Annotated in this window: 13 protein-coding genes; 9 read left to right on the top strand and 4 right to left on the bottom strand. The window is 47.4% G+C overall.

The features are described from left to right. Nucleotides 1-717 precede the first annotated feature (717 nt). The 4 genes from WBJ53_RS19615 to WBJ53_RS19600 all read right to left on the bottom strand — a co-directional run bounded on the left by WBJ53_RS19615 (nucleotide 718) and on the right by WBJ53_RS19600 (nucleotide 2,954). Nucleotides 718-846 (bottom strand): hypothetical protein, encoded by a 129-nt coding sequence (locus WBJ53_RS19615; RefSeq protein WP_338869237.1) that lies wholly within the window; start codon nucleotides 844-846, stop codon nucleotides 718-720. 799 nt (nucleotides 847-1,645) lie between these two features. Continuing rightward, nucleotides 1,646-1,789: an IS3 family transposase gene (locus tag WBJ53_RS19610; RefSeq protein ID WP_338869235.1), complete on the bottom strand. Its 144-nt coding sequence runs from the start codon at nucleotides 1,787-1,789 to the stop codon at nucleotides 1,646-1,648. Between the two features lie 172 nt (nucleotides 1,790-1,961). After that, nucleotides 1,962-2,339 (bottom strand): transposase, encoded by a 378-nt coding sequence (locus tag WBJ53_RS19605; RefSeq protein WP_338869233.1) that lies wholly within the window; start codon nucleotides 2,337-2,339, stop codon nucleotides 1,962-1,964. Nucleotides 2,340-2,819: 480 nt separating this feature from the next. Further along, a complete protein-coding gene (locus WBJ53_RS19600; protein WP_338869231.1) occupies nucleotides 2,820-2,954 on the bottom strand; it encodes a hypothetical protein in 135 nt (44 codons plus the stop codon). A gap of 456 nt (nucleotides 2,955-3,410) precedes the next feature. On the opposite strand from WBJ53_RS19600, the gene WBJ53_RS19595 reads away from it, so the two are divergent. From WBJ53_RS19595 to WBJ53_RS19555, 9 genes are all read left to right on the top strand, one after another. Next, a complete protein-coding gene (locus WBJ53_RS19595; RefSeq protein WP_338869229.1) occupies nucleotides 3,411-5,645 on the top strand; it encodes a putative inorganic carbon transporter subunit DabA in 2,235 nt (744 codons plus the stop codon). Beyond that, entirely contained in the window at nucleotides 5,627-5,851 is a 225-nt protein-coding gene (locus WBJ53_RS19590; RefSeq protein ID WP_338869227.1) for a hypothetical protein, read from the top strand. Before WBJ53_RS19595 ends, WBJ53_RS19590 begins: the two co-directional genes overlap by 19 nt. Nucleotides 5,852-6,233: 382 nt before the next feature. Then, nucleotides 6,234-6,974 carry an SDR family NAD(P)-dependent oxidoreductase gene (locus WBJ53_RS19585; RefSeq protein WP_338869225.1) on the top strand — a complete coding sequence of 247 codons (741 nt, stop codon included), beginning with the start codon at nucleotides 6,234-6,236 and terminating at the stop codon, nucleotides 6,972-6,974. A 339-nt stretch (nucleotides 6,975-7,313) separates the two neighbouring features. After that, the gene (locus WBJ53_RS19580) at nucleotides 7,314-7,661 is read left to right on the top strand and encodes a DUF2490 domain-containing protein (protein ID WP_338869223.1); all 348 of its coding nucleotides are present in this window, start codon (nucleotides 7,314-7,316) and stop codon (nucleotides 7,659-7,661) included. A gap of 164 nt (nucleotides 7,662-7,825) precedes the next feature. Further along, entirely contained in the window at nucleotides 7,826-8,608 is a 783-nt protein-coding gene (locus WBJ53_RS19575) for a hypothetical protein (RefSeq protein ID WP_338869221.1), read from the top strand. A 736-nt stretch (nucleotides 8,609-9,344) separates the two neighbouring features. Further along, nucleotides 9,345-9,956, top strand: coding sequence for a TetR/AcrR family transcriptional regulator (locus WBJ53_RS19570; protein ID WP_338869219.1), 612 nt, complete (start codon nucleotides 9,345-9,347; stop codon nucleotides 9,954-9,956). A 65-nt stretch (nucleotides 9,957-10,021) separates the two neighbouring features. Continuing rightward, entirely contained in the window at nucleotides 10,022-11,281 is a 1,260-nt protein-coding gene (locus WBJ53_RS19565; protein ID WP_338869217.1) for a TolC family protein, read from the top strand. Nucleotides 11,282-11,285: 4 nt separating this feature from the next. Then, the gene (locus WBJ53_RS19560) at nucleotides 11,286-12,266 is read left to right on the top strand and encodes an HlyD family efflux transporter periplasmic adaptor subunit (RefSeq protein WP_338869215.1); all 981 of its coding nucleotides are present in this window, start codon (nucleotides 11,286-11,288) and stop codon (nucleotides 12,264-12,266) included. 35 nt (nucleotides 12,267-12,301) lie between these two features. Continuing rightward, nucleotides 12,302-12,772: a DUF2141 domain-containing protein gene (locus tag WBJ53_RS19555; RefSeq protein ID WP_338869213.1), complete on the top strand. Its 471-nt coding sequence runs from the start codon at nucleotides 12,302-12,304 to the stop codon at nucleotides 12,770-12,772.

Below are 12,772 nucleotides of genomic sequence, written 5' to 3'. Positions count from 1 at the left end.
GGAGCACGTCCCGAGGGAGAGCGAGGCAGCCCAACCACCATCGTGTCCGCACACGAACAAACCCCCAGGAACGCATGAAAGTAAAGCGGGAGTGCCTAACTTTCGTAGCTATCAGTAGCCCCTCTGTGGGAAGATCGTCCTTTCATTCCTGGTGTCATTCAATCCGACCAACCACCCGATTTGGCTATTTGTAATCCCGGTGAGCTTGCTCATGGGATTCCTCGAAAACCCCACTGGTGGAGTCACTTACCCTGACTACCCCGCACATCCGACTCTCTGTTCTCTATGGTGCTCCCAATTAGTTGGACAGTTTTTGTGCTAATTTAAGCTTGAGAAAGCCAGGTCTTAAATTGTACTTTTTCTTTTCCCTTTGTTGCTTTGACGTACCACTGGGCAGGCGTCTGGTAGCCTAACGACTGATGCTTACGCTGGTAATTGTAAAAGTAAAAATTGGACTTGCAACAGTATAGTGGAGATTTTTTCTAAGCTGCCATTGAGGAAGTGAAAAAATATGATTCCTGTTCACAGGGGGTGCGGTAGCCCAGTACCGAATGTTTCCGTCGGCGCAGGGCGGCCTGTGCCGTTGTACCAACCTTCAATATACCGCTCCGATTTCCATGGTCTATGCAAGCGTTGGCACATACATTTTATCATATTCCTGCTGACGTTGCACCACCGAACAGACACGATGGATAAGCGGCTTCGGCCGTCCGATTGTTACGAACAGCATTGAGCACCAGCCGCATCGGCGGTCCGAATTTTGTTCTTGTCCCGGCGGGGAACCGCTTCAGCTAGTTTCCGCTGGTAATAATCTCGCAACTCACCTTTCACTTGGATAGCAGACATGGCGGCTAGATGAAATAATGATTTTAAACGCTTACGAGCGTGGTGGCTAACGCTAGTTCGTCCTCGCACACTACTGCCTGATCGGTATTCAAACGGAGCTACTCCAGCGTGACAATCGGACGACCGAAGCCGCTAGCTTTTTAGCCTCGTTGATCGCATTAAACTCCTCCGTAGCAACTAACAGTTCAGTAGCATGGCCGATACCAGGGATCGACGTAACCCAGTCAAACAATTCCTTTAAGCGGTTATCTTCTGTAATTAGAACATGTATCTGTTTTTCAACCGATTCAAGATCAGCATGGATACCTCTTAAGGCCGTTTGACAAGTTTTACTCACCTGTTTATGCAACGAAGACTTCCAAAAGGTTTTCTGTTCGGCTAAAGGCCGATGCGGCTCATTCACCGAGTTTGTGCAGTAGTTCGGCGAGGTAAAAAATATTCGGACCGCCGATGCGGACAAAAATTATACGCTAGCCCTTGCTTAATCCATAGAAATTGGAGCGATGAAAGATAAGTTTACCGTCTATGGCCCTGTTTGTAAGAGCCATACGCCAAGCCGCTACACTCGTATCAGTTGCTTTTAAACTGTCACTCAAGGCCCAGTCAATCACTTTCCGATCCGCTAAATCCAAAATTGCCCGCTCCGGCGTACCGGTCAGGTACAGCCAACCTTCTGCTGTGGCAATATAGCGGGGCGGCCCGTGCCGTGATGTCAGACACCCATCGCTTCGGCGCTCCGATTTTCCCTGGCTTATCAGTAGTAAACTCTCTGTTTAGCAGATTTTTAGCTACTGGATAATCATGATTCGAGTCGGTCGTCTGCACCCGATACTTTTTTTTTGTAGACAATGCTACGGATACCTATTTTCCGCATGAGCCTGGCAATACGGTTGCGCGAGGCCTTCACGCCCTGCTCACGGAGTTCATCCGCAATCCGGGCCACCGTGGCGCGGGACTGCCGTAGCGACCTTGGCTCTGGGTATGCACGCGCCGGATATGACTCACTAGTTCTTCCTGGTTTCGTTGTCGGGTGCCAATTGGATGCTTACGCCAGTAATAATAGCCACTACTGCTCACTTTCAATACTTTACACATCCGCTTCGGCGGTCCGATTCTCAACCGCTTCGGCGGACCGTGGAAAATACATGAGCGTTTTCCTTTATAAATCGGAATACTTCCGCCCGGCGGCCCGGCCGTCGGTCCTGGAGAAGATGCTGACTGCCTTCTTTAATATATCGCGTGGCTTCGGCCGGCCGATCCATCTGAGCTTCTCTAAGCTCCCGCTGTAACCTTCTAATCTGTTGCTGCTCGTCAGAAAGTGTAGCATTAGCAGGCTGGATTTGATCATTTTTTTGATGTCGTTGCCTCCATTTGCGGATTCGGCCAGGATCAATCCCCAATTCGCGGGCGGCCTCTTGAATTGATCCCTTAGCGTAAGACAATTCGACCGGTACGCCGGAGCGGGCCATTTCCTTGAAGGCTTCGTCATACATACATGGTCCGCCATTGCGGTCGTTTAACCATCTTCAAATTGGATCGGACTGCCGAAGCAGTTAGTCCCCCAAATCTGCCTAAAAAAAGTCTCCAGTCAAATGTAGCAAGTCCAACTGGATGTGATCTTTAGTGAGGATGACTCGCAGGTCCGCCATCCCTTAGCCGCCCAGAATCTGGCCCTCTTACGGAAGATGGCCTTATCGGCCTTACGGCGGGAGCCTACACCGATGAGCATGAACCGTAAGCGAAAAAAAGCTGCTCGTGACGAGAATTACCCTTTACAAGTCATTCAACACCTTTAGATGCGTTTGCCCTAAATTGTAGTGATACTATAAGTATTTCTAATGAATAATATTAGAATTTCGAGTTTTTCTAATATTAGATTATCTAATACTTTTGAGTGTCAAATCAAGGATAGCTTATAAAATTATATTGAAATGATTTTTTTTTCTCTTGATGGGCTCTCTTATGTAGATAGCTTATCCATCTTTATGATAGCGCTGGACGCTTTTGCTTACCGTTATCTGAACGGGAATAAGTGCTGGCGTATCTATTTTATCCAGCTTAGCTTCCTGATTGGTTCCGTCATGCTGATGGTTAGTGCGGATCATCATCTGCTGCTACTAGTAAGTTGGGGTATTAGCAATTGGCTAATGGTTCGATTAATGGTCCATAAATCAGGCTATACGACCCTTATACTACTTATAGTAGCTTTTCTGGCAGGTACTCAGTTCACCCTGCCACTGCTTCAGGCTAACTTGCTAAGTACTCTGCCCATAGCCCTCATCAGTACAACCTTCGTAAGTCTGGTCTACGGGAACAGTGTGCAACTCATCGCAGGGTTTCTGGTCCCTTTGAGGTTGATAAAGCCTCGGGCTCTTACGAGCGTTCATATCGCTGGTCTAGGAGTAATTACGCTGGCTTGTTTAGACAGGCTATTGGTTCGACGCCCTTGGTCTATACCTGCCTAGATACCGAAAGGCTACCTATGGGGCCTAAATGCGAGCCAACCTCATCCGAAGATCATTACCACACACCACAACCACTATCATTATAAATAAACAATCCGCATGAAAACCACTAGTGTTGCCCAACCCATCCATTCGATCGTTGACTCTACAAACTTTCTGGCTACCGATCAATTAATGGAACGGGTGGTGACCAGTTTCAAAAAAATAGCCCCTTACTGGCCTCTAAAAAACCTGGTTGCTGTCAATCCGCTTCAAGGGTTTGAAGAATTACCCATTGAAGAAGCTCTCTCTCTGGGTAGTACCTTTTTCCAGCGGGCAACTATACCTGAGCCAATAGCGGCCATTAACCAACAAACGCTCAAATGGATGTCGGTCTATGCTGATGATGGACAGGCCACTCTACACATGCCACTTCGCCATCTGGGACTGTTTGCCGCCTGGCGAAAACTGGCCCTTTATGATGATGACTTACATGGACAGGATGCGCTAAAGCTGCAATGGCTTACCTCGCTGCCTGAAAATGCTATTCAGGCTTTACTGGAGTCGCTCCATCAATTAGGCATTGCGCCTGGCGATCATGAACTATTTCTAACACTGATGCTTACTACCCTTCCAGGCTGGGCTTCCTATATTCGCTACCGAACCGACTGGGCCGGACTGGATACAAACCATCCCCATCGAATAACGCAGGTAGAGTATCTGACCTTACGGGTAATTATAACCCATTTGCTTTGGCCAGAAGCAAAAGCATTATTGGCCTGGCATCGACAAGAATTGAAAAAAAACCATTCTACTCCTCACATTTTGGACCAATTACAGCAGGCTGAGCGCAGATTTCGATTGCCATTGCTGGAGCAACTCGCGTCTCAACCGCTAACCGAACCACCTCCAGCGGAAGCTCAGTTTGTGTTTTGTATCGATATCCGTTCGGAATCCTTTCGCCGGGCTCTCGAAGCAACGGGGCCATATCAAACGCTGGGCTTTGCTGGCTTCTTTGGTTTGCCGATTCAACTGACTGATACAATAACGGGGGAGTCATATGCTTCCTGTCCGGTTCTGCTTTCGCCAAATCATACGGTTTACGAAACACCTTGCGGTAACTCAGACCAACAGGAGCAGTTCCTTCGCGGTTATAAACGGCGTTCTAAACTCAAGCAACTCTACCAATCCCTAAAATATACCTTTACCACTCCCTTTGCCCTAGTTGAGAGCCTAGGACTAGTCAGTGGAAGCTGGATGGGGTTATGTAGTCTAGCGCCTGCAACAGCTTCCCGGCTTCAGCACCAGTTTAATGAGTGGCTTCCAAAGCCTAGGGCGGTAAGTTCATCCTGGGAAATTATTCCCTGGGCAGACCAATGTCGCTACGCCGAAGGTGCCTTACGAAGCATGGGACTTACCGAGAAGTTTGCTCCGCTGGTTATCCTGTGTGGGCATGGTAGTAGTACCCAGAATAATGCCTATGCTTCCGCCCTTGATTGTGGCGCCTGTGGGGGGCGACATGGTGGGGGCAACGCACGAGTCCTAACAGGAATTCTAAATGATGGGGCAATTCGAACGTATCTTGGCCAACAAGGCATCAGGATTCCTCCTGCAACTCAGTTCATTGCGGCCGAACACAATACGACCACGGATGAAGTTACTTTGTCTGGTGATATTCCGGCTCAGATACGTCAATTGCTAAACAAAAATTTGACTAAAGCCAAGCAGATTAACGCCAGTCATCGATTTAAACAACTCCAGCCAAAATCATCGACTGATAATCAGGTGCACCAAGTCTGGCTACGGTCAGTAGACTGGGCCCAGGTTCGTCCGGAGTGGGGGCTTGCCCGTAATGCAGCCTTTATCGTAGCTCCACGTGTGCTTACCCAATCGCTTGATTTAGGGGGCCGTTGTTTTTTGCACTCCTACGATTACACTAATGATGCACAGGGCTCTGTCCTAAGCATGATTCTGACCGCCCCCATGGTAGTTGCTCAATGGATTAATAGCCAATATCTGTTTTCTACCCTGGATAATGTCGCTTACGGGGGAGGTAGCAAAATCACTCAGAACATTACCGGTAAAATCGGTATTATACAGGGCAATGCCAGCGATCTAATGACAGGTTTCCCTCTGCAATCGGTCTATGCGACGGACGAACTGGCCTATCATGAACCTCAACGACTGATGACGGTCGTATATGCCCCCCGTCCACGACTAACCGCTATTATTCGGGCTCAGCCAATCTTACAAAAACTGTTTGGCAACGGGTGGGTTCAACTGGCTTGTCTAGACCCGGAAACGGGTCAGCCCTACATTTTAACTCGTGAATTCGAATGGCAGGGCTTACAATAAATTCTTTATCCCTCTATGCCGGGAGTTTTATTATCCTACTCGCTAAGCAGGCTAATTCTATGGCTATAGTTCCTGCTTTTGGAGCAAAGCTGGCAGCAATTATGCTGGAGTATTATTTTGATACGGATCTGTTAGAGACCTTTTTCCGGCAAAGTAGACGTGCCCTGCAATGGACTGCGAGTGGGGCTGGAACAACTTGGTCATAAGTTTGATTTGCCTTAGCCAGCGAAGGGCGTGTTGGCTCATTACAATGAGGAGATACTTTATTTTATATATCGTAGGCCAGGGGTTCATTTAGACCTTGCGTATCCAATCAAATTGAAAATAAATGGTGCCAGCATAAATAAATCCAGGGACGCTTAGACAGACATACAACTGCTAGGGTATTGAAATGATTGTAATCTGTAAAAAGTAGGGTCTCCAACAGAATGAGGAGCACTCTCATCGGAGAAATCTACGGTATTAATCGTCATGAAAGTCGCACTGATCTATCCACATTGTCTGGACCAGAAGTCTTACGTTCTTCCTTAAATACAACCCAACTTTGGGCTTTACATAAATGTAAATTAATAATTTCCCTTTTAGAATATGTCATTAGATTATCAGCGTATTGTCCTGATCACAGGAACCGGGCAGCAAAAAGGAATTGGTTTTGGGCTTGCCAAGGCCCTGCTGGCCCAAGAGCATACCGTCATATTAACGGCACGTAATGAATCTATTGCCCATAAATTGGCTAGTCAACTAGCGCCCGACAAAAACCCTATATTTGGCAAATCCGTCGATACCACTAATCAGACAAGTGTTGATCGATTAGCCGACTGGGTACGAGAACATTTTGGACGACTCGATATTCTCATCAATGCTGTCGGGAGTGGTTTTGATTATGGAATCTCTCCTCTTCACACCGACTTTGCACTCACCCAGATAGCTCTGGAGACGAACTTGTTCGGTACCTGGCGCATGATTAAAGCGTTCTATCCACTCCTTCGGCAAAGCCCCTCAGCCCGAATTGTGAACGTATCGAGTGGGGCTGGCTCTTTTAGTGATGCTCGATTCGGGCTTTCTGCCAATCCAGTACTAATGACGTCCTATGGATTATCCAAATTAGCCCTAAATGGATTAACCGTTCAATTAGCCCGAGAATTAAAACCAGATGGAATTCTAGTCAATGCCGTCAATCCTGGTTTTATGACTACAATTTCTGGGGCGGAAGCCGCGGGAACACATACAGTCTCAGCCTCTATTGAGGGAGTCATGTGGGCAGCCACGCTACCCGATGATGGTCCGACGGGGGGCTTTTTCGAGGATTGCCAACTAATAAACTGGTAATCAGGGAGCTAGCTTTTGGGGCGCTGACTGGCTAGAGTAGCCAAATTACAGAGAAAGAAGGCAATACCCCCTTTAGAACTTTTGCTCGAAAAGCATTTGCAAGTAAATGACCTATGCGGCTTGTATCTGGTCCTGTAGAAAAAAACTCTACTGAAAAAATCCTGATTACAGGTGCAATTATCCGGTAGTTTATAATCTAATGCTCCGGCTTGGCTATGCTTTTGTCAAAACGATTAAACATGGTGATTGCTTCATAAAAACGACCCTTCTAACCTTCCCAAAACACTGTACCTACTAGATAATGCTTCTCCACATTGCACTCAATCGGATTGAGTTTATATGAAAACCCACACACCGACTCAGAAAGTCTACACGTACCGGACACGGTACGTGGCACAGGCACAGATGACGTTAGGTAAGCCTAACCTAGCCGACCGTAAGGTCTATCTTGTTGCCTACGACGAATTATTGATTGGCCTCGGGCGCAACATGGCCAAAAATGAGTTTGATCAAAACCGGTTGGGATTACCCATAGGTTACCGCTTTGGCAAAGTGGTACGGATTGAAGAGGGATTTTTCAGCAGCTTCTCTAACTACCCTACGAAAATCAAACCCAGATGGTGTTCTGGATTAAACAGAGCGCTATTGTCATTAGGCGCTATAGATGTGCATTGGAAACAACAGTAGTAGTCCTCTGTGCTACCTTAATTTTTTTCTATCAAACGGGATCGAATCACCGTAGTACAGCCAAGATAGGCTGGTAGAGTTAAATATTCTTACCCGAACTAGTCCAGTACCATCAAGGACAGATGGGGAATCAAAAGGTATTGTTATAAAAGGTAGAAACAAAGATGCAAGTACAGATAAGATGCGTCGGGTTACTAATTTGTGGGATATTATTGGTAGGGCGAACAACCGCGCAGTCACTATTAGTAGGTATTCCAAGTGCCGATGTGGCCAAAAAAGGCCATCTAGAATATACCCACGAAAGCCAGTGGGGAAGGGGGAAAGATGGATACTTTAAGTGGAATAGCTTTAATTTCTTTACATACGGTTTTAGCGAACGTACTGAATTGGCTCTGTCTCTGGTTAATGTTGGTTGGCCCGAGACACGAAATGTAGCGCTAGGGGCAGGCTATAAAACAATTATTCCTTTAGGCAATAAGCCAGGTTTATTTAGTGAACGTAAACTGGCTATTGGGCAGATGGTGTATGTGGCGACTGGTAAAACGCCATCTGTGGCCCGTGACCGCCTGGGTGGATGGGTATACACCCATTTGAGTACTCGTCTGGCACCATCCCGTACGCGACTGACAGCCGGACTGAGTTATGGTTCCTCGCACGTCTTTGGGTTTCGCTATGGTTCTATAGCCGGAATGGATGGGATTGCAGAGTCTTCCCCTCCACTGGTTGCCAATACTCCATTCTGTTTTATAGGTGGTCTTGAACAGCCGCTGTCTAGGCACATCAGTCTAATTGTAGACTGGTTTTCGGGTCGTCATGATCTAGCCGCTGTAATCCCGGCCGTGCAATTGAATCTAGGTAAGCAGGTATTAATTCTGGGATACAAACGGGCAAACGATCAGCACCATGACACTAATGCTTTAGTCACTGAACTGATGATCCATTTTTAAGAACATAAATCAGTGGCTATACAACAAGCAAAAGAAACGCCCCCATCAGCGCCCCAACGATTAGTTAGGCTATTGACGAACGAAAAACGGGATATTGGGGTATTTTGTAAAAGTAGTACAAAAGTTTCAGACTACTGGACAAAACGCCATTTGACCCTAGGCCGAGAGTCAAACCAGGCTTTAACTTGTTTCAAGAATCAACCAAAGTCCAAGAGCTTCGCACTGATTTGCTGGATGCCTCGTTTGAAAAACGATTGAGCTGGCCCTATAACTCCAGAACAGTAGCGCTTAGTTATGATTTGCTTACGCTGCTTCAGCCCTTCCAATAAGCAAAGCACATAGGCAAAGACAACAACAGCCATCAGCTACTCATGCATTGGGGAGAATGACTTTCACCTTCTCGCTTATTAAGTTGTCAAGGTATTGCCCTCTTTTTGACTGTGTATCAACGAAGTGATTTTAGGCAAACGAGTCACACCGGAACGATACCTGAATTAGCCAATGTTGTGCAAGCTAAAAAGGTTGTAAACAAGATTTAAGTTACATAGGGTTTAGTGTTATATATTAAAATATTTACATTAATTAAATATATCATGTGCTTATTGAGAGATCTCTTATTATTTACACTCCAATTGCCCATTTTTATTCGAGCATGCCCACCTCCAATAAAAATTTCCTTCAAACACTTGTTTAATTGATTTTCGTGGTGTTACATTTGCATTGTGTTTTCAAGAATATGAACAACGAAGCCATCGATACGGAAGCGAAGATAAAAGAAGCTGCTAGGAAAGTGTTTTTAGTGGAAGGGTACGACGGTGCTAAAATCAGACGAATAGCTGATGAGGCTGGTGTTAACTTAGCTATGGTTAATTACTATTTCCGTAGCAAGGAACAACTTTTTATGAGCATTTATAAAGAAACATTTCGGGAGTTTCTTGGGCGATTAGTCCAAATGCTTAATGAACAAACGCCCTTAGAGGTCAAAATATGGAAAATAGTGGATCGTTACACTGATTTTATCGTCGAAAACCCGTTAGTTCCTGTTTTTTTGCTCTCAGAGTTACGGAACGAAAACAATACTTTCTTTAAAGAATTAGGAATCAAGAGCATCCTTGAAGAGTCCTACTTTCGCAAACAATTGCTAGAAGAGTCTAAGAAAGGGACAATCAGACCCATCGAGCCTTTACATATCATACTGAGTATTATAAGCAATATTGTCTTTCCGGTCATGGCAAAGCCAATGGTATCGTTTATTGGCGGGATGGACGATGCCGGTTTTCGCGAGTTTATTAAAGCCCGTAAACAGATCATTCCGGAAATGATTATGACTTACCTGCGGCAAGTTTAAATTTTTTTATCTATTTATTAAACGAATGTTTAGATCGTATGTTTAGAACACATGTTTGCCGATTCATGAAAACGTATCTACTCGGCTGGGCATGGGTACTGGGTATACCGGCGCTTGCGCAGTCCTCGGTAACCCTAGAAGAGTGCTATGCAGCCGCCCGCGCCCATTACCCACAGCTACGGCAGGAAGCTATCCTACAGCAAACCAATGAATTGGCCATCGCTAATTTGAATGCCAGTCGACGTTTGCCCCAGCTAACCGTGAATGGACAGGCAACCTGGCAGTCGGAAGTAACAAAGTTGCCTATCGAGTTGCCGAACTTGTCTGTCCCCGTGCTGAACAAAGACCAGTACAAACTGACCCTGGATGCCAGTTATACCCTTTACGACGGCCAGTTGACCCAGTTACAGACGGCCGCTCAGCAGGCGGGTACAGCTACCGCCATTCGTCAGGTAGAAGTAGAGCTAAACCGGCTGAAAGATCAGGTAAACAGCCTGTTCCTGAATGCCCTGCTGACCGACGAGAACATTCGCCTGACCCGGATTCTCCTGGATGACCTGCGGAACCGGGCAGAAAAAACTCGGGCGTCGGTACGGTTTGGTACGTCGGCTCAGATCAATCTCGACGGACTATTGGCAGAAGCCCTGCGCACCGAACAACGACTGGCCGACCTCAACGCTAGTCGCCAGGGGCTGCGGGCAAGCCTGCAACTGCTGACTGGGCTCCCCGTCATTGATAGTACCCGATTGGTAGTGGTTGAGCCAACGCGTCTGACCGGCTTGTCGCTTAACCGGCCTGAACTGGCCCTTTACCAAGCCCAGCGTAGCCAGTACGACGCTCAGGCGGGCCTGATCAATAATCGAACCAAGCCCCGCATCAGCTTATTTGCCCAACCAGGGGTAGGTCGTCCGGGGTTAAACCTGCTTAGCAATGATTTCAAGCCGTTTTTCATCGGTGGCTTACGACTAAACTGGAACCTGTCAGCGGCCTATAATCTCGAAAGGGACCGCCAACTAGTGGCCTTAAATCGCCAACAGGTAGATGTTCAGCAGGCTACCTTTGAACAGAATATAGCCCTGCAACTGCGGCAGCAGCAAACCGAGATTGACCGACTCGAAGCCCAATTGAGCCGCGATGCAGAGATTGTGGCCCTTCGTACTAAGGTACGTCAGGCAGCAGCTGTACAGCTTGATAATGGCGTACTGGCTGCCCGAGACTATACCATTGAACTCAACAACGAAAACCAGGCGCTGCTCAACCAGAAACTCCACCAGCTACAACGGCTGCTAGCCATCATTCAATATCGTACTATTTCCGGCAACTAACATCATGAAAACCTTTAATATCACCCTGGCTGCCAGTGTATTGCTTTTTACAATGGCTTGCCATCAAGACGACGAAAAAGCAGATGCCTATGGCAACTTTGAAGCCGTAGAGACGATTGTATCGGCTGAAGCCACGGGCACTTTGCAACTGTTTACAGTTGAAGAAGGGCAGCAACTGAAAGTTGGGCAACCGGTTGGCAAGGTCGACACCGAGCAGCTTACACTTCGAAGGGCGCAGCTTGTGGCCAGCCAGCGCGCTGTTGGGAGCCGCACCCCCAACGTAACGGCTCAGCTTTCGGCTTATGAGCAGCAGATTGCCGTGCAGCAGCAACAACTCACTACCCTGCAACGGGAAAAAGAGCGCACCAGGAATTTGATTGAAGCAGGGGCTGCACCGACTAAACAACTCGATGATATTCAGGCACAGATCGACGCGGTTGACCGGCAGATAGCGCTCATTCGTCAGCAGCGGGCGGTGCAGGCATCGGCCCTGGGAACTCAGCGGAGCGGCACAGCTGCTGAGGCCGCCCCCATAGCCGAACAGATTCGGCAGGTGGATGATCAGATTGCAAAATCGACCATAGTCAACCCGGTTGCGGGGGTTGTCACGGTAAAGTACGCCGAACCGGGCGAGGTAGTTAGCTACGGCAAGCCCCTCTACAAGGTAGCCCCCCTGACTGAGATCACCCTGCGGGCCTATGTAATGGGGGATCAGTTGGTGAATGTAAAACCGGGCCAGTCGGTGCAGGTTCAGGTCGATGCTCCCGGTGGTCAGCTTAAATCCTACGCTGGAACGGTGACGTGGATATCGAGTAAAGCCGAGTTTACGCCCAAGGTGATTCAGACCCGTGATGAACGGGTAAACTTAGTCTACGCGGTGAAAATCAACGTCAAGAATGACGGCGGTCTAAAAATCGGCATGCCAGGCGAGGTTCGGTTTGCTGCTAATTCAGACAAGAATACAACGTCAAAGGCAGAACAATAATACAAAACAGACACGCTCTAAAACGAACCTTATTTATGAACAAATTATGGTTGATAAGCCTGCTTGTTAGTCTCGTTCAGATTGATAAATCTCCGGTACCAACTGAACACTACCGGCTGCGGTGGATCGACACCGGTGAAGTAACCGTAGACGTATCCAGCATTAAAGGCACGGCTGGCAAAGTCGTCGTCTGTGTATTTAAAACATTGGAAGGATTTCCTAACGAAGTAGAGCGAGCCACTCAAATACAGTCATCGGCCATTTCGGGTAATTCGGTGAAAGTAACGTTCCGTAATCTCGAGCCGGGCGACTATTACATCAGCGCGTTCCATGATACCAACAACAACGGCAAACCCGACCGCAACTTCGTCGGTATTCCGAAAGAAGGCGTAGGAGCTTCGAATAATGTCGTAAAAAATGCCCGGCTTAAACCCGATTTCGGTAGAGCAAAGATACATATCCATCCAGGAAGCCAGCAGATCAGTTTTGACCTCCGCTATTTTTGA

Origin of the sequence: Spirosoma sp. SC4-14 (assembly GCF_037201965.1) — a bacterium.
Taxonomy (GTDB): domain Bacteria; phylum Bacteroidota; class Bacteroidia; order Cytophagales; family Spirosomataceae; genus Spirosoma.
This window is presented reverse-complemented; position numbering and strand designations above follow the sequence as displayed.

Bases quoted from the DNA above. Each gene is read 5' to 3' on its own strand.
- WBJ53_RS19615 (WP_338869237.1), bottom strand. From the start codon at position 846: ATGTCTGCTATCCAAGTGAAAGGTGAGTTGCGAGATTATTACCAGCGG.
- WBJ53_RS19605 (WP_338869233.1), bottom strand. From the start codon at position 2,339: ATGTATGACGAAGCCTTCAAGGAAATGGCCCGCTCCGGCGTACCGGTC.
- WBJ53_RS19600 (WP_338869231.1), bottom strand. From the start codon at position 2,954: ATGATGATCCGCACTAACCATCAGCATGACGGAACCAATCAGGAAGCT.
- WBJ53_RS19595 (WP_338869229.1), top strand. From the start codon at position 3,411: ATGAAAACCACTAGTGTTGCCCAACCCATCCATTCGATCGTTGACTCT.
- WBJ53_RS19590 (WP_338869227.1), top strand. From the start codon at position 5,627: ATGGCAGGGCTTACAATAAATTCTTTATCCCTCTATGCCGGGAGTTTT.
- WBJ53_RS19585 (WP_338869225.1), top strand. From the start codon at position 6,234: ATGTCATTAGATTATCAGCGTATTGTCCTGATCACAGGAACCGGGCAG.
- WBJ53_RS19580 (WP_338869223.1), top strand. From the start codon at position 7,314: ATGAAAACCCACACACCGACTCAGAAAGTCTACACGTACCGGACACGG.
- WBJ53_RS19575 (WP_338869221.1), top strand. From the start codon at position 7,826: ATGCAAGTACAGATAAGATGCGTCGGGTTACTAATTTGTGGGATATTA.
- WBJ53_RS19570 (WP_338869219.1), top strand. From the start codon at position 9,345: ATGAACAACGAAGCCATCGATACGGAAGCGAAGATAAAAGAAGCTGCT.
- WBJ53_RS19565 (WP_338869217.1), top strand. From the start codon at position 10,022: ATGAAAACGTATCTACTCGGCTGGGCATGGGTACTGGGTATACCGGCG.
- WBJ53_RS19560 (WP_338869215.1), top strand. From the start codon at position 11,286: ATGAAAACCTTTAATATCACCCTGGCTGCCAGTGTATTGCTTTTTACA.
- WBJ53_RS19555 (WP_338869213.1), top strand. From the start codon at position 12,302: ATGAACAAATTATGGTTGATAAGCCTGCTTGTTAGTCTCGTTCAGATT.